The sequence below is a fragment of the Actinoplanes sp. G11-F43 genome, from assembly GCF_050589265.1.
Lineage (GTDB): Bacteria > Actinomycetota > Actinomycetes > Mycobacteriales > Micromonosporaceae > Actinoplanes.
Genome location: NZ_JBNZCE010000028.1, coordinates 100,321 through 115,917, shown reverse-complemented (window position 1 = coordinate 115,917; position 15,597 = coordinate 100,321). Strand labels below are relative to the sequence as shown.

General features: G+C 71.0%; 19 protein-coding genes. 8 read left to right on the top strand and 11 right to left on the bottom strand.

Going from position 1 to position 15,597, the window contains the following annotated elements:
- Positions 1-35: 35 nt before the first annotated feature.
- A complete protein-coding gene (locus ACQ0O7_RS31555) occupies positions 36-545 on the bottom strand; it encodes a DUF1990 family protein (protein ID WP_430787413.1) in 510 nt (169 codons plus the stop codon).
- Positions 546-718: 173 nt separating this feature from the next.
- Between ACQ0O7_RS31555 and ACQ0O7_RS31550 the strand changes: the two genes are divergently transcribed.
- On the top strand, positions 719-2,497 hold the full coding sequence (locus ACQ0O7_RS31550; protein ID WP_430787411.1) for a protein kinase domain-containing protein: 1,779 nt from the start codon (positions 719-721) through the stop codon (positions 2,495-2,497).
- On the top strand, positions 2,491-3,015 hold the full coding sequence (locus ACQ0O7_RS31545; RefSeq protein ID WP_430787517.1) for a DUF6529 family protein: 525 nt from the start codon (positions 2,491-2,493) through the stop codon (positions 3,013-3,015). Before ACQ0O7_RS31550 ends, ACQ0O7_RS31545 begins: the two co-directional genes overlap by 7 nt.
- A 5-nt stretch (positions 3,016-3,020) precedes the next feature.
- Here ACQ0O7_RS31545 and ACQ0O7_RS31540 read toward each other — a convergent pair whose 3' ends face one another.
- The 3 genes from ACQ0O7_RS31540 to ACQ0O7_RS31530 form a co-directional block, all read right to left on the bottom strand.
- Positions 3,021-3,635 (bottom strand): FMN reductase, encoded by a 615-nt coding sequence (locus tag ACQ0O7_RS31540; protein WP_430787409.1) that lies wholly within the window; start codon positions 3,633-3,635, stop codon positions 3,021-3,023.
- A complete protein-coding gene (locus tag ACQ0O7_RS31535) occupies positions 3,632-4,726 on the bottom strand; it encodes an LLM class flavin-dependent oxidoreductase (protein WP_430787407.1) in 1,095 nt (364 codons plus the stop codon). Before ACQ0O7_RS31535 ends, ACQ0O7_RS31540 begins: the two co-directional genes overlap by 4 nt.
- A gap of 164 nt (positions 4,727-4,890) precedes the next feature.
- Complete coding sequence (locus ACQ0O7_RS31530; protein ID WP_430787405.1) at positions 4,891-5,043, bottom strand: hypothetical protein; 153 nt, start codon at positions 5,041-5,043, stop codon at positions 4,891-4,893.
- Positions 5,044-5,729: 686 nt separating this feature from the next.
- Between ACQ0O7_RS31530 and ACQ0O7_RS31525 the strand changes: the two genes are divergently transcribed.
- Both ACQ0O7_RS31525 and ACQ0O7_RS31520 read left to right on the top strand, forming a co-directional pair.
- Positions 5,730-5,879: a hypothetical protein gene (locus tag ACQ0O7_RS31525; protein ID WP_430787403.1), complete on the top strand. Its 150-nt coding sequence runs from the start codon at positions 5,730-5,732 to the stop codon at positions 5,877-5,879.
- 53 nt (positions 5,880-5,932) lie between these two features.
- Positions 5,933-6,559 (top strand): lamin tail domain-containing protein, encoded by a 627-nt coding sequence (locus ACQ0O7_RS31520; RefSeq protein WP_430787401.1) that lies wholly within the window; start codon positions 5,933-5,935, stop codon positions 6,557-6,559.
- 327 nt (positions 6,560-6,886) lie between these two features.
- Here ACQ0O7_RS31520 and ACQ0O7_RS31515 read toward each other — a convergent pair whose 3' ends face one another.
- Positions 6,887-7,378 (bottom strand): transcriptional regulator, encoded by a 492-nt coding sequence (locus ACQ0O7_RS31515; protein ID WP_430787399.1) that lies wholly within the window; start codon positions 7,376-7,378, stop codon positions 6,887-6,889.
- Between the two features lie 103 nt (positions 7,379-7,481).
- Entirely contained in the window at positions 7,482-8,216 is a 735-nt protein-coding gene (locus tag ACQ0O7_RS31510; protein WP_430787397.1) for a glycoside hydrolase family 16 protein, read from the bottom strand.
- Positions 8,217-8,323: 107 nt separating this feature from the next.
- On the opposite strand from ACQ0O7_RS31510, the gene ACQ0O7_RS31505 reads away from it, so the two are divergent.
- Both ACQ0O7_RS31505 and ACQ0O7_RS31500 read left to right on the top strand, forming a co-directional pair.
- Complete coding sequence (locus ACQ0O7_RS31505) at positions 8,324-8,776, top strand: hypothetical protein (RefSeq protein WP_430787395.1); 453 nt, start codon at positions 8,324-8,326, stop codon at positions 8,774-8,776.
- 126 nt (positions 8,777-8,902) lie between these two features.
- Positions 8,903-9,238 carry a hypothetical protein gene (locus ACQ0O7_RS31500; RefSeq protein ID WP_430787393.1) on the top strand — a complete coding sequence of 112 codons (336 nt, stop codon included), beginning with the start codon at positions 8,903-8,905 and terminating at the stop codon, positions 9,236-9,238.
- Positions 9,239-9,458: 220 nt separating this feature from the next.
- Here ACQ0O7_RS31500 and ACQ0O7_RS31495 read toward each other — a convergent pair whose 3' ends face one another.
- A complete protein-coding gene (locus tag ACQ0O7_RS31495) occupies positions 9,459-9,869 on the bottom strand; it encodes a cupin domain-containing protein (protein WP_430787391.1) in 411 nt (136 codons plus the stop codon).
- 8 nt (positions 9,870-9,877) lie between these two features.
- The gene (locus ACQ0O7_RS31490; RefSeq protein WP_430787389.1) at positions 9,878-11,218 is read right to left on the bottom strand and encodes an FAD-binding oxidoreductase; all 1,341 of its coding nucleotides are present in this window, start codon (positions 11,216-11,218) and stop codon (positions 9,878-9,880) included.
- 110 nt (positions 11,219-11,328) lie between these two features.
- Here ACQ0O7_RS31490 and ACQ0O7_RS31485 point away from each other — a divergent pair, with 110 nt between their 5' ends.
- A complete protein-coding gene (locus ACQ0O7_RS31485) occupies positions 11,329-11,517 on the top strand; it encodes a hypothetical protein (protein WP_430787387.1) in 189 nt (62 codons plus the stop codon).
- 2 nt (positions 11,518-11,519) lie between these two features.
- Here ACQ0O7_RS31485 and ACQ0O7_RS31480 read toward each other — a convergent pair whose 3' ends face one another.
- Positions 11,520-11,642, bottom strand: a complete 123-nt coding sequence (locus tag ACQ0O7_RS31480) for a hypothetical protein (RefSeq protein ID WP_430787385.1) — start codon at positions 11,640-11,642, stop codon at positions 11,520-11,522.
- Between the two features lie 194 nt (positions 11,643-11,836).
- On the opposite strand from ACQ0O7_RS31480, the gene ACQ0O7_RS31475 reads away from it, so the two are divergent.
- Positions 11,837-12,640, top strand: a complete 804-nt coding sequence (locus tag ACQ0O7_RS31475) for an N-acyl homoserine lactonase family protein (RefSeq protein ID WP_430787383.1) — start codon at positions 11,837-11,839, stop codon at positions 12,638-12,640.
- A 1-nt stretch (position 12,641) separates the two neighbouring features.
- On the opposite strand, the gene ACQ0O7_RS31470 is transcribed toward ACQ0O7_RS31475, so the two are convergent.
- Positions 12,642-13,409, bottom strand: coding sequence for a sulfite exporter TauE/SafE family protein (locus ACQ0O7_RS31470; protein WP_430787381.1), 768 nt, complete (start codon positions 13,407-13,409; stop codon positions 12,642-12,644).
- Between the two features lie 29 nt (positions 13,410-13,438).
- On the bottom strand, positions 13,439-15,082 hold the full coding sequence (locus ACQ0O7_RS31465) for an amidohydrolase (protein ID WP_430787379.1): 1,644 nt from the start codon (positions 15,080-15,082) through the stop codon (positions 13,439-13,441).
- Positions 15,083-15,597 lie beyond the last annotated feature (515 nt).

Sequence of the window (15,597 nt, the reverse complement as noted above, 5' to 3'; positions counted from 1 at the left end):
AGACGTGCGAGACGTGCGAGACGTGCGCCAGAACCCTACCGGGCCAGGCGGGCCATCGAGCGCAGGTACCGGCCGGTCGCCAGCTCCTGGGCGAGTGACGTCAGCGGGCCGCCGAGCCGGGCGATCGTGGACGCCGGGCGGGAGAACGCGGTGATCCGGAACCGGACCGCGCCACCGCTGGTCAGGTGCAGCACGAACGCCTCCTCACCGGACTCCGGATGGCCGGGCAGGGTGCCGTAGGCGAAACCCCGCCGGTCCGGCTGGTCGATCCGGTACACCACACGGCACGGCGCGGTGACCGCGAACCGGCCGAACCCGATCCGGATCACCACCGGCAGCCCGGGGACGGCCGGCCGCTCGGCGACCACCCCCAGACCGGCACCCCGGTGCATCCGCCAGCCGAACAGCGCGGTGGACGCCCGGTCGAACGTCTCCGGCCCCTCGCCGATCCGGACGTCACGGAGCACGTGCCGATAGCCGGGCGGCAGTGGAGCGTCCCGGGTGGCGCCGGTCTCGGCGTACGTGAAAGGGGCGTTGAGCAGCATCGACCTCAGAGTAGACGAGATCTTCCAGGGTGCTTGCGCATTGATCGACTTCATCAGGTCATTGCGGCGGCGGGTGCCGCCCGAGAACAATGGCGGGACGGTGAACCGGAGAGAGATCGAGATGGTTATGACAGTCGGTGACGCAAAGCACGACTGACGCGAGGGGCGCGGGGATGGAACCGCTCGGCAGGGAATACCTGTTGCACGAGGAGATCGGTCGCGGTGCGATGGCGATGGTCCGGCGGGCCACCAGCCGGCACGGCGGCCCGCCACTGGCCGCGAAACTGCTGCGGCCCGAGCTGGCCGGCGACCGCCGGGTCCGCGAGCTGTTCCTGCGCGAGGAGGCCGCGCTGCGGGCCCTCGACCATCCGGCCGTGGTCCGGCTGCGTGATCTGATCGTCGAAGGCGGCACGCTCGCCCTGGTGATGGAGTTCGTGGACGGGCCCAACCTGCGCCGTTACCTGACCATGCGCGGCGGCCGGCTCACCCCCGGCGAGGTCGTCACCATCGCCGCGCAGACCGCCGCCGCCCTGGCCGCCGCCCACGAGCGCGGTATCGTCCACCTCGACCTCAAGCCGGAGAACATCCTGGTCCGGCAGGGCTCCACACCGCCCGACATCCGGGTCTCCGACTTCGGCGTGGCGGTGCTGCTCAACGACACCGATCATATTGCGTACGGGGGAACGCCCGGCTACACCGCACCGGAGATCTTCCAGGGCGGGCAACCCACCCCGGCCGCGGACGTGTGGTCGCTCGGGGTGCTGCTGCTGGAGATGACCACCGGGCACCCGGCCGGGGACCCGTCGACGCTTCCCGGACCGCTCGGCCCGGTGGCCCGCGACTGCCTCGCCGCCGATCCCCGGCACCGCCCGCCGGCCCGCCGGGTCGCCGCCTATCTGCAGCAGTTCGCCTCGGCGGTCCGGCCGTCCAGCGCGCCGCCGGCGGCCGTGCCCGATCCGACCCCGTTCGGCGGTGACGTCGAGCCGACGACCCTCGCCCTCGGGTTCCCGCCGCCGGAGCTGCCGCAGCCGACGTTCCCGCCACCGGCCCCGCCTCAGCCGCCCCGGCCCGCGTTCGGCGCTCACTATCAGCCGCCGGCCCGCCGTTCGGGCCCCCGTTCCGTGCCGCCGAGCCCCGCCCGGCGGGACACGATCGGCAGCTGGGCCGGGCAGATGCCGGACAGCGGTGCGCACCAGCCCCCGCCGGCCCGGCCCCGGCGTAAAGCCCGGTGGCGGACCGGGCCACTGGTCACCCTCGGGCTGGGCGCGCTGGCCGCCGCCGTGGTCGCCGGGGTCACCGTGTCCGCTGCCGCCGGGGAACGCGCCGGCAACCTGGTCACCCAGGTGAGCATGCCGCCGCCGGTGTCCCCGGTGGAGGCCGATCCGTCGGTGTCCGGTTCGCCGCGGGCGCCGGCCACCCTGCCGCCGACCAGCGACGTCGCCCTGCCGCCGCTGAACACGCCGAGCGCCGAACGGCTGCGGGTCACCATGGCCGGCAAGGTCGACGACGCCGGCACCCTGGCGATCTCGATCCGGGACGGGGCGGCCATCGCGTACGTGTGCGACGGCGACCGCCTCGAATCCTGGCTGAAGGGCACCGCCAAGAACGGCCTGCTCAATCTGACCGGTAAGAACAACACCAGGATCACCGGCCTGTTCGACGCCACCCGTGCCGCTGGGGAGATCACCGTCGAGGGGAGGACGCACCGCTTCGAGATCGGTGTGGTCCGCAAACCGTCCGGCCTCTACCGGCTGGCCAGCCGGGTCGGCACCGCCAAGGTCAACGGTTCGTGGATCGTCCTGCCGGACGGCCGCCAGGTCGGGGTGCTGCTCCGCGACGAGCAGCCCGGCCCGGCACCCACCCTGGACCTCACCAACCGCAGCGCCGTCGTCGACGGTCAGGTGCTGACCGGTGCGACCACCATCGACGTGGACACCGGGGAGGGATTCTGATCCGGCCCCGAGTCTGGCTGCCCGCGGTCGCCGGGATCGGCGTGGTGGTCGCCCTGGGCGTCTACGGGCGCCTGCACGAGCCGGTCGTCACCGCCGACGTCGGCGGATTCCTGCGGATCCAGACCCTGAAGGTGTGGCTGGCCACCGCGGTCGCCGGCCTGCTCGCGGTCCAGCTCCTCACCGCCCTCGCGGTGTACGGGGTACTGCCCAGCGGTTCCTGGGTCTCCGGGGTGCACCGCTGGACCGGACGGCTCGCCCTGCTGCTGTCGGTGCCGGTCGCGGTGCACTGCCTCTACACGTTCGGGTTGCGGTCGGACACCCCGCGGGTGCTGGCGCATTCGGTGTTCGGCTGCCTGCTGTACGGCGTGTTCGTCACCAAGATGCTGCTGCTCAGCCGCCCGGGGGAGAGCCGCGGTTGGGGCATCCCGCTGGCCGGTGGGGTGGTGCTGGTGGCGGTGGCCGGGCTGTGGGCGACCTCAGCCCTCTGGTTCTTCACCACCATCGGCACCACCTGGTAGACCGTTCAGAGGTTCTTGAGCATGTCCTCGAAGTTCGCGGTGAGCGCGAACGGGTCGGTGACCACGGCCGGCTCCCGGCGTTCCACCTCGCGGGCCAGCTCGGCGGCGGCCCGGTCGATGCGGCCGCGCAGCGGGCCCTCGACCGAGTTGGCGCCCCAGTCGTCGCTGGCCGCGAAGACCGAGGTCGGGATGATCGCCGCCCGCAGGTAGGAGAAGAGCGGGCGCAGCGCGTGCTCCAGCACCAGCGAGTGGCGGGCGGTGCCGGCGGTGGCGGCCAGCAGGACCGGCTTGTCGATCAGGGCGTCCTTGTCGAGGACGTCGAAGAACGACTTGAACAGTCCGCTGTAGCTGGCCGAGAACACCGGGCTGACCGTGATCAGCGCGTCGGCGGCGGTGACCGCCTCCTGGGCCTGCTTCAGCTCCGGCTTGGCGAACCCGGTCAGCATGTTGTCGGTGATGTCGTGGGCCAGGTCGCGCAACTCCACGACCTGGACGTCGAGGCTGACACCGAGCTGGCCGGCGGCCCGCACCGCCGCCGCCGACAGCTGGTCGGCGAGCAGGCGGGTGGACGACGGCTGGCTCAGGCCCGCGCTGATCACGACGAGCTTGCGCTGTTTCATGCCGTCACTTCTTCCTTGGCGTCACGCGCCGCGAGCAGGGAGGCGTGGGTGGGGGCGTCCGGCACGTGGGCCGGCTTGAGCGCGGCGAACTCCTTGCGCAGCACCGGGACGACCTCGCCGCCGAGCAGGTCGAGCTGTTCGAGGACGGTCTTGACCGGCAGGCCGGCGTGGTCCATCAGGAACAGCTGGCGCTGGTAGTCGCCGACGTACTCCCGGAAGCCGAGGGTCTTGTCGATGACCTGCTGCGGGCTGCCCACGGTCAGCGGCGTCTGGCTGGTGAAGTCCTCCAGCGACGGGCCGTGGCCGTAGACCGGGGCGTTGTCGAAGTAGGGCCGGAACTCCTTGACCGCGTCCTGGCTGTTCTTGCGCATGAACACCTGGCCGCCGAGACCGACGATGGCCTGGTCGGCGGAGCCGTGGCCGTAGTGCTCGAAGCGCTGCCGGTAGAGGCCCACCATCTGCTGGGTGTGCGACGCCGGCCAGAAGATGTGGTTGGCGAAGAAACCATCCCCGTAGTACGCGGCCTGCTCGGCGATCTCCGGCGAACGGATCGAGCCGTGCCAGACGAACGGCGGGATCTCGTCGAGCGGGCGCGGGGTGGAGGTGAAGCTCTGCAGCGGGGTGCGGAACTTGCCCTTCCAGTCGACGGTGTGCTCACGCCACAGCTTGTGCAGCAGCGAGTAGTTCTCGATGGCCAGCGGGATGCCGGCGCGGATGTCCTTGCCGAACCACGGGTAGACCGGGCCGGTGTTGCCGCGGCCCAGCGTCAGGTCGACGCGGCCGTCGGCGAGGTGCTGGAGCATCGCGAAGTCCTCGGCGATCTTCACCGGGTCGTTCGTGGTGATCAGCGTGGTCGCGGTGCTGAGCTGCAGGGTCGTGGTCTGCGCCGCGATGTACGCCAGGGTGGTGGTCGGCGAGGACGAGAAGAACGGCTCGTTGTGGTGCTCACCGAGCGCGAAGACGTCGAGGCCGACCTCCTCCGCGTGCTTGGCGATGGTGACGATGTCCTTGATGCGCTGCGCCTCGGTGGGGGTCCGGCCGTTGGTCGGGTCCGTCGTGATGTCGCTGACGCTGAAGATTCCGAACTGCATGACCGGCTCCTGCACTCTCCGCCGGGGTTCTTGCTTCCCGGACGCCCCGTACAACCTCTTTGACGGCGCAACTATTTCAGATTCAAAGAACCTTCGCTGCGGCGGGGGTCACAACCGCCCGGCGATCAGCAACATCGGCACGAGGACGACGGCCAGCCCCGCGCCTACCACAGCCACAAGGTGTCGACGAGGGCGAGAACGACCATGCCGGCCAGGGTGACGGCTGCCGGGAACGGGACCCGGGCCCGCCTCAACGCGATGCTCGAAAAGATCACGCGGGTCAGCGCCGCCGGCATCCACCACGCCACGTCATTCACCGGGGGACGCTTTTGATGTTCGGGCGGTGGATCTTGACGCGCTCAATTCGTTGACCAGGTATCCGTCGATTCCGAGTTATCAAGCGCCCGATCCGCGCACCGGTGGTCTCAGCGGTCTCGGTGACCTCGCTGACCTCGCTGACCTCGCTGACCTCGCTGACCTCGCTGACCTCGCTGACCTCGCTGGTCGCGGTGGCCGTGGTGGCTTCGGCGGTTGCGGTGGTTGCGGTGGCCGTGGTGGCTTCGACGGTTGCGGTGGTTGCGGTGGTTGCGGTGGTTGCGGTGGTTGCGGTGGTTTCGGTGGGTAGAACGTTCTGTTCACCGGGACCGTCGACGGCAGTGAGAAGGTCGACGGCAGCAACGCCCGGATCATCGTGCTTCCCGACGCCTCCTACCTGCTCGGCTCCCGCGAGGAACTGCTCTGCGCCCAGGGTGACCTGATCGGCAACCCGGCCCTCGGCATCGTCGCCCCACCTGCGTGTTGACCTGGTCTAGCGGCTGACCTGGCCGGTGCAGCGGATCCCGGCGTGGCGGGAGTGCGGCGGCCAGGGCCGGCTGACCGAGGAGCGGTTGCGGGCGACCGGCCTGGAACTGGCCCCGCGACTGTTCACGTGAACCCCACCGAACTGCCCCGGGATGTCGACGGCATGCACGCGTTCCTCGGGGAGTGCCTGCTGTAGACCCTGGTGGCGCTGGACGACCGGACCCTGGTCGCGCTGGACGACAGCGGTCAGGGTGCTACCGAGGGCATCGTGCTGCGTGCCGGTGACCGCTCGGTGATCGGCAAGCTTCGATTCCAGGACTGCGAGCGGACCCGAAAGCGCAAATCCTCCTGACGCGCGACCGCTCACGTCACCGCTCCGGCTCCGCGTAGCTGGACAATCCGGACATGCTAATCATGCTGTTCACGGCGTTGCTGGCCGTCACCACGACGGAATCGGCGGTGCTGGCCGCCCCATCGACGGAACCAGTGCCGCTGGCCGTCCCCGCGACGGAATCAGTGCCGCTGGCCGCCTCAGAGGCGGAATCAGTGCCGCTGGCCGCCCCAGAGGGGGAATCAGTGCTGGTGGCCGCCTCAGGGGCGGAATCGGTATCGTCGGCCGTCCCCGCGGCGGAATCGGCGCTGTGGGCCGCTCCCACAGCCGAACCGCTGCTGCGGTTCGATGACACCCAGTACGACTCGCCGGGCAAGGACGATCGCTCGGCGGCCAGTCTCAACGCCGAGTGGATCAGGCTGATCAACACCGGGAAGGCGCCGGTGCGCCTGAAAGGCTGGTCGGTAGAGGAGTCGCAGGGCCGGGTGTACACCTTCGGCAACGTGGTCATCCCCGCCAACCGCAAGATCACCCTGCACACCGGCCCGGGCGCCGACACTGCCACCGACCTGTACTGGAACAGCGGCAACTACATCTGGAACAACACCGGTGACCAGGCCACCCTGCGCGACCCGGCCGGCCGTGTTCACGACCTGTGCGGCTGGGGCTACCTGAACGGCCGTACCCACGTCCCCTGCTAGCCTCCCGCGCACCTCGGCGGTGTGTGCGCTGGCACGGAGGCCCGCGGCCCGTCCCGAGACCACGATCCGGCAATCGTGCGGCCCCATCGGCGTCCGGGCACCCGCCAGCGCATGCATGTCGCGATCGTGCTCTCCGGACGGGCCGCGGGCGTCATCCGTGGACGGGGCCGGCTTCCCGCGAAGGCGACCTGGTGACCGACCCGCGCGAGAGCCGCACCGGGATGCCCGCGCGAACGATGCCCGCGCGAACGATGCCCGCGCGAACGATGGCCGCGTACGAACGGTGGGGGTGTGCGCCTGAGGGGTTCCGTGTGGTCTGGCCGGGGGTCAGGCCGGCGGGCCGGCTATCAGCAGGGCGGAGACGGCCAGCCAGGCTATGTGCCAGGCCTGGTCCAGTTCGAAGAGGCCGGTGCCGGGTCCGCTCGTCGTCGCGCCGGCGGGGCGGACCACGCCCACGTGATCCATGTAGCCGCCTCGGCCCAGCAGGCGGCCCAGGCGGATCAGCGGGGTGCGGAGGTCGGCGATGAAGTGGGTGACCGCGTTCAGAGCGATGCCGGCGATCAGCCACGCGGGCTCGAACGGCAGGCGTAGCCACCAACCGGCGGCCAGCAGGAAGAGGGTGGTGGTCAAGGTCCAGGACGCCACGTGTTTGGCGCAGTGCCACAGGGCCTTGCGCCGGTCGCAGTCGGCGGTGTCCAGGCCCTTGCCGTAGGCCTGGCCGCTCGTCTGCACCCAGTGGTCGCCGATGTAGTGGCCGGCCAGCATCACACCGAACGCCACCGCGGCGATGACCGCCCTGACCAGATCCTCGTCCTGCATGCGCGGTCCACCTTCTGCCCGAGAGTGCCGTCTCCGTACCCACTCCAGCACTCAGACGCCGCCGGCACCCGCAAACGTGGCCGCGCACACGGGGTCACGTCCGTCACGGTTTGGAATCGTGGCCGGATACCCGGTGGATGCGAGCGGTCTTCGGGTAGGCGGCCGGGTCGGGGGACGGGCCGCCGATCTCGAACAGGTCCAGCATCAGGATCAAGGGATAGCCGGGTGCCTGACCGAAACGGCCCACCTCGGTGCCCTCGCAGGTGATGACCGTGCCGGCCGGGCCCCAGGTGGCGCTCCAGGTGTGCGGTCGCGAGCCGTTCACCGGTACGGCCACCTCGGTCATGTCGGTCCGCAAGCGGTCGTCGTGGTGGGCTTTGACGCCGATCCGGGCCGTGGTGGTGGTGTCGCCGACGGCCGCCGCGTCGATCTCGAAGAGGCAGATCTCCCCGCTGTCCCGCGGATCCTGGTGTTCCACGCCGACCAGCCAGGCGGCCAGCATGCAGCCGGGGTCCCGGCTGGCGCTCACGGTCACCTCGACCCGGCCGGCGCTCGGGGTCCAGAGCAGCCGGGTGCCGGTGCGGGTGCGGATGTCCAGGCCGTCGGGGCGGTGCCGGTGGGTGCCGTCGTGGTTGCCGGTCTGGATGTTGGAGACGCGCAGTGGGGCGTCCTCGGGGCGCCAGTCCGGCTGGTCGGCGTCGATCCGTAGTCGCAGTCCGTGTTCGTCGAAGTCGTACCGGGCACGGGAGCGGTCCGGGGTGGTCCAGTGCGGAAGGTAATGGTCGATCCAGCGATCCGGGTCGAGAGCAGGGCCGGAGAACTCGTCTACGAAGGACATTCGGCACTTCCGTTACTCAGAGTAGTGTTTCAGTCGGATCATTAGATGCGTCACAAGCGGGTGGGACCGGGCGGGAACGTTACCCAGTGTGTCGTAGCCTTCCGGCCATGCGAGGAACCACCACCGCAGCGCTCGTCACCAGTACCCTGCTGGCGATCTCCGGCTGCGCCAACAACGGACAGACCGTCGAGTCGGCCGCCACCGCGGCCCCGGCGGTGACCATCAGTGGTCTGGACGAGGCGACCGCCACCGTCTGCGGGATCGCCAACCACGCCACCCTCGGCGAGGACGGGTACGACCTGGACCTCGACACCGCCAAGCAGGTCATCTCGATCGGCGCCGACTCGAAGAGCACCGTCATCACCTCCGCGGTCAATGTGCTGAAACTGACCGTGCGCAACGCGGAGAACGCCGCCGGTGGCACCGACGAGGCCGGTTTCAACTCCCAGATCCGCACCCAGCTGCTCAAGCTGCAGACCACGTGCCAGAACGTGGACGCGCTGGTCACCAGTATTCAGGAGAGCCAGCGTGCCCTCGACGAGAAGGTCGGCAAGGACTGAGTTGGCCGCCGATCACTCATCGGTTCGGCCCGGGGGTGATCGGCTGTCCGGCCCATGTGAGTTCATGCGCGCGGGCGGTAGGTTCACCAGCCACACGTCCACTGGGCCATGGGGGAGCCGTTCCACGTGAACGAGATAGTCCGGGACGCCTTACAGCAGGTGGAGAGTGCAGCCCGTCTGTACGGGGTCGGCGAGGAGGGCATCGCCGGGGTCCGCGAGTTCCTGTCCAGTCAGCACCCCAACGACCGGGGCACCTACGCCTGCGCGGTGCTGGACCGGGTGGTCACCGAGATCGCCTACAACCACCGGACCGAGTGCGACGGCCGGGACTGCCGCACCTGTGACGGCCTCACCGAGGCCCTGACCGTGGCGGTGGCCAGTGTCCGCGCCATGATCGCCGACGAGATGACGTGGCGGAACCGCGGCCGCCGCCGGAACCGTCGCTGGTTCTGGAACCGCTGAAGCCACCCCGCGTGGTCACTTCCGGCGCGGATCGCGCCGGAAGACGGCACGCGAATCAGGCGGGACCGGCCGCGAACCGGGAGTGGAGCGGGCGGGGTGGCCCCGGGTGGCGCATCCGCCCGGCGGTCGCCGGGCGGTCCGGTGTCCCGCCCGGCTCGCGGGGACTCTCGCTATCGTCCCGCCTGCTCCTGTGAGAGGTGTGGGGCGTACCGATGAGAAGTCAGTCCTGGTCTTGCATTTTGAAGTCGGCGAACTCGAAACCGGGCGAGACCACGCAGCTGACCAGGACCGGCTGATCGGTGGCGGGTTCGGCGGCCTGCCAGACGCCCGGCGGAACCAGCGCCTGCGGGTGGTCCGGGCCGAGCAGGACCTCGCCGGGGGTCTGGTCGCGCAGACGCAGGCGCAGCGGGCCGCCGGAGTGCCAGAACCACAGTTCGGCCGACTTCACCACGTGCCACGCCGACTTCTCGCCGGGATGCAGCAGGAACAGGATGGCCGTCGCCGAGTGGCGCGGGCCGTCGTAGCCGTCCGGTTCGAACATCACCGGGGAACGCCAGGTCTCCCGGTACCAGCCGCCCTCCGGGTGCGGGCTCAGGTCGTGGCGTTCGGCCAGTTCGGGGCGAGTCTCCATGGTGGAGATCATAGGAGGGGGATCTTCGCCAGCCGGTCCCGGTTGCGGCCGTGATAGCGGGCCGGGTCGAACGGGCCGGGCTCCAGGTAGTTGACGTAACGGCCGGATGACCAGGGCGCCATCGCGTGATGTCCGGAATCGATCCAGGTGTACCCGCCGGCCACCGTGTCCCCGTCGACCAGCCACTGCAGCATGCTGTGCGTGCCGTGCCACGGGAACGCGGTCGAGCCGGGCGCGGTCCGGCCCGGCAACCCGGTCATCCGCTTCAGCTTCGCCACGCCCGGCCGCTTCTCGGCGGCCCGGCGCCGCAGCACCGCCAGGAGCGTGTCCACCCCGGCGGGCGGCAGCGGACCGGCGAAGACGTCACTGCCCACCAGATGGGTGCCCCGCTCGGCGGACGGCCCGGCGGCGGCCCGGTCCATCGTGGCCGACACCGGATCCCGGCCGATCGCCGCGGACAGCGCGGCCACCTCGGCGTGCGCGTCACCGCCCAGGACCGTGCCGTTGACCCGGACCGACAATCCGCCGGTACGGTCGGCGGACAGCAGACAGGCCGACCACGCGTCGTCCGGCGCCACCGTGATCCGGGCCAGCCAGCCGGACAGCACCCGGGCCGCGTCCGCCCACCGGAACACCAGCGTGAACCGGCCCGCCGGGCGAGCCGGGCAGGTCCGCATCCGCCACGAGGTGACCACCCCGAACCGGCCGCCGCCACCGCCGCGCAGCGCCCAGAACAGCTCCGGCTCCCGCCCGGCGTCCACCGCCCGCGTCTTGCCGTCCGATGTCACCAGCTCGGCGGACACCACGTTGTCACTGGTCAGGCCGTATGCCGAGGACATCGGCCCGATGCCGCCGCCGCTGGTGATGCCGGAGATCCCGACCGTGTCGCACGTGCCGGACGGGACCGTGACCCGGTGCGGGGACAGGCCGGCCGCTATGTCGCGCAGGGTGGCGCCGCCGCCGATCGTGGCGGTCCGGGTGGCCGCGTCGAAGGTCACCGCACGGATCGGGCGGACGTCCAGGACCAGGCCGTACGCGGTGGTGGAGGCGCCGACGTAGGAGTGGCCACCACCCCGCGGCACGATCGGCAGCCCGAACCGCTTGGCGAACGCCATCGCCGCCACCACATCGGCCGGATCCGCGCAGTGCACCACGGCGGGCGGCCGCACCTGGTCGAAGCGGGGTGAGAACAGCGCCCGGCCCTTGTCGTAGCCGGCGTCACCGGGCCGGTCCACGCTGCCGGCGAGCCCGGCCGCGAACGCACGCCAGTCGGCGTCGATGGGATTCGGGCTCGGGCCGGCCAGGCCGAACAAACCGGCACTGATCAGGGCGCGACGGGACAAAGGCATGACAAAGACCATGCATCACCGGTATGCCGCTTGACGGTACGACCCACCAAAGTGATCGTCCACGTCCGGCGGGGCAGACGCCCGGCGGTGGGAAAGTCCATAATCCGCGCATGTCCCGACACGACTTCGCCTTCTGGCGACCGCTTCTGCTCACGGCGGCCCTCGACGCCGCCGCTCGTCGGCCGGTCACCGAGCCTCGGCCGGAGGTGCTGCGCCTCGGCTTCTGGGACGGCGAGCCGTTCAGCCTGATCCCGGTCAGCGCGTCCCCCGGCACTCGCGCCGGCGAGGGCGAGCGCTGAGCTCAGGCGGTGTGGCGGTCCGAGGCGGCGTAGGCGGCGGCCGCGGTCAGGGCCGACACCGTCAGCACCGACGGCCAGGAGCCGATCCTCTTGGCCAGCGGGTGGGACAGTGCGAACGCGCCCACGTAGGTGGCGACCAGGGCGCCGGTGGTGACCGGGCCGGCCGTCCGGTACCACTGGCGGCCGGCGGCGACCCCGCCCGCGAGCAGGACCGCGCGGGATCGCGTCGGGCACCAGCACCCATGGGGAGGTCATGCGAGCGGTATCGCGGCCATCGGGATCCATGTAACCTTATTCGGGATCCAATCGGGAGGCCGGGATGACCGTCAGCCGCATCATCGCACTCACCCTCGGCTGGGAGGACCTGCCGAAATCCGCCTCCGTGCACGGCGCCTCCCGCACCGAGCGAGTCCGTGAACCCGTCCCCGGACTGCTCCTGGAGACCGGCGACGGCTGGCTGCTGCTCGACACCGGGTTCAACACCGCGCTGCTGCGCGACCCGGCGCTGCGGCGACGGTTCTACCCCAGCCCCAACTACCAGCCCGAGCTGCCACCCGGCTCCGGCGAACCCCTGCTCGAAGCCCTCGACGCGGTCGGCGTCGCGGCCGCCGACGTCACCGCCGTCGCGCTCAGCCACCTGCACGTCGACCACGCCGGCGGGCTCAAACACTTCGCCGGGCGGGTGCCGGTGCACGTCCAGCGGGCCGAACTCGACTACGGCCTGGCCGACCATCCGGAGCCGGAGCGGTACTCGATGGCCCGCATCGACTACGACGACCCACGCATCGACTGGCGGCTCGCCGACGGCGACGTGGAGATCGCGCCCGGCGTGACCGCGCTGCTCACCGCCGGGCACACCCCCGGGCACCAGAGCTTCGTGATCGACCTGGCCGGCGGCGGCGGATACGTCTTCGCCTGCGACGCCGCCGACCTCACCGAGAACATCACCGCGGAACGCGCCATCGGATCGTTCCTGAACGTCACCCCCTCACAGACCGTCGACCAGATCCGGCGGCTCAAGGACATCGGAGCCCGGCGCGGCTACCCGGTGATCCCCGGCCACGACCCGGTCGCCTGGCCCGCCCTCACCGCCGAACTAGCCGATCGCTTCCGCCCCCACTGACTCAACCCTGGAGCGCGCGGACCAGCAGATATGTGCCCACGGTCAGGCCGAACGCCACGATCACCGCGCGCAGCACCGGCGCCGGCAGCCGGCGGGCCACCCGAGCGCCCAGAAAGCCGCCGACGATCGTGGCCGGGGCGATCACACCGACCGCCGCCCAGTTCACCGGCCCGAACGCGCTGTAGATCAGGATCGTCACCACACCGATCACCGCGGACAGCAGGTTCTTCAGAGCGTTCACCCGCGGCAGCCTCTCGTCCAGCACCAGAGCCAGCCCGGCCACCAGCAGCACACCCAGAGCCGCGTTGAAGTAGCCGCCGTACAGCGCGCACAGGAACACCGCCGTGTGCAGCATGACCGTGGCCCGCCGCGCCGACACCTCCCGCGGGTGCCCGACCAGCGCCCGCAACCGGCCCTGGAACGCCAGCGTCAGCGCCGCCCCGATCACCAGGAACGGCACCACGAAGTCGAACACGTCCCGCGGCGTGTTCAACAGCAGCGCACACCCGCACAGAGCCCCCAGCAAAGCCGTCGGCACCACCCGCAGGACCCGCCCGCGCTGCCCGGCCAGATCAGCCCGGCTGGCCACCACACTGGACGCGTAGCCGGGCGCCACCGACAGCGCGTTACTGACATTCGCGGCCACCGGCGGCATCCCGATCGCCAGCATGCTCGGAAACGTGATCAGCGAACCGCCACCCGCGATCGCGTTCACAAGCCCCGCACCCAGGCCGGCGACCAGCAGGATCACCGCTTCAACCCCATTCATCAAATCCACTTCCCGTCGGTACGTCCACCTCAGCCGACCGCGCCGAACACCGGCCGGCCGCCCACAATCGTCGCCGTCACCCGGATCTCCCGAAGCGCCTCCGGATCGTCGTGCAGCGGGTCACCGTCCAGAACCGTCAGATCCGCGGGACCACCCGGCCGCAGCCGCCCCGTCCCCCGACCACCCGTGATCCTCGCCGCGCCCACCGTGAACAGGGCCAGCGCCTCCACCGCCGACACCGCCTGAGCCGGGCCCAGCGGGGTGCTCCGGCCCCGTACCCGCCGGGTCCGGGCCTGCCACATCCCGTGCAACGGGGCCATCGGCGGACCCGGGCCGTCCGAACCCCCACCCACCTCGACACCCTCGTCCAGCCAGTCCCGCAACGGATTCGCGGCCGCCGCCCGAACCTCACCCAGCCGGTCGGCCAGACCCGCCCCGAAATCCCACTGCAACGCCGGATGCGCCGACACCCGCACCCCCAGAACCCGCGCCCGGCGCATCGCCGGCCGGCTCGGCCCCAGATAGGCGTGGATCAGATGAAAACCCAGACCCGCGATCGGAGTACGGGCATCCACCTCGGCCAGCACGTCCAGCACCAGATCGATCGCGGCGTCACCCACCGCGTGCACCCCGGCGCCCCGGCCCGCCAGCGCCGCGTCCCGGCAGTGCGCGAACAGAACGTCACGGCTCAGCGTCTGATTGCCGTGATAGCCGTCCCGGCCCGGCCACGGGGTGGAGAGCAGCGCGGTGCCCAGGGAACCGCCGCCGTCCAGGAAGAGTTTGGTGGGGCCGCGTACCAGCAGATCGGGATCCGCCGTCTCCAGACCGCACGCCGCGGCGGCCCGGTCCAGATCGGCGAAACCGGCCGACTCCGAACCGAGCGGCATCACCGTCAGCCGGATCCGCAGCTCGCCGGCACGGGCCGCGTCGGCGTAGGAGGCGAGTTCCGGCACGGGAACCGCCGGGTCCATGGCGGTGGTGATGCCGTGGGTGGCCAGTTCCTGCTGGCCCGTGGCTATCCACGCGCGGTGGTCGGTGCCCGACGGTGGTGGGATGGCCGCCCGGACCAGTGTCACGGCGGGGTGCTCGACGAGTAGGCCGGTGGGTTCGCCCGCGTCGTCCCGCTCGATCCGTCCGCCGGCCGGATCAGCTGTGACCGACGTTATACCGGCTAGCCGTAGCGCAGACAGGTTTGCGATGGCGTCATGGCCCCGGCGGTCCAGTAAGATTGCTCGGCCCGGAGCGGCGGCCTCCAGATCGGCGGCGGTGGGCAGACGGTTCTCGGCCAGATCCCAGGGGTCCAGGTCGTCATCCGCCTCGATCCAGCCGTCGCCCGGATGTGCCGCGGCGTGGTCCCGGATCCGGCGCTGCACCTCGGCGATCGAATCAGCGCCGGTCAGCGAGACGCGTGACGCCCTCCGGCCGGCCCACAGCAGATGCACGTGACTGTCGACGAACCCGGGGATCACCGTGCCGCCCGCGGGGACTTCGAACTCGGGGGTTCCGGCCGGCACCCCCGCGCGCACCTCGGCGACATCGCCGGTGGCCACCACCCGGCCGTCGAGGATCGCGACCGCCGCGACCCGGGGCCGGTCCGGATCCATCGTGATCACATCGCCGATGATCACCAGGTCGGGGGTGGTTCCCGGACGGTCGGCGGTCCCGTTGCGCATTCCGGTGCTCCCATCAGTGCCGAGATGTGGTCTGAGGCCTGGTCTGAGGGCTGGTCGAGGCCGAGAGGCGCGCTTCCTGACCGCGATATGACGAAATTTCGGGCATGTGGGGTGGTGATTGACCGCTTCCCGGCCCCGAAAAGTGGATCTTGGTCGATTTACCACCGGATTCGGTAATAAATCGACCAAGATCTACTTGGTGGGCGCTGGGGGAAGCGGCAGGCGCTTCGCGAGAGGTGGCAGGCGCGTTGTGGGAAACGGTGGGCGGAGGGCGTGCTGCGGGGAACGGCAGGCCGAGGGTGTTTTGCGTATGCGGCAGGTGGAGGGGGTGCTGCGGGGAACGGCAGGCCGAGGGTGTTTTGCGTATGCGGCAGGCGGAGGGCGTATTGCGGGAAACGGCAGGCCGAGGGGGATTGCCTAAGCGGCAGGCGGAGGGCGTGCTGCGGGGAACCGCAGGCGGAGGGCGTTTTGCGGGAGACGGTGGGCGCGGCGGTGGTCGAGGTTGGACCGTGTGG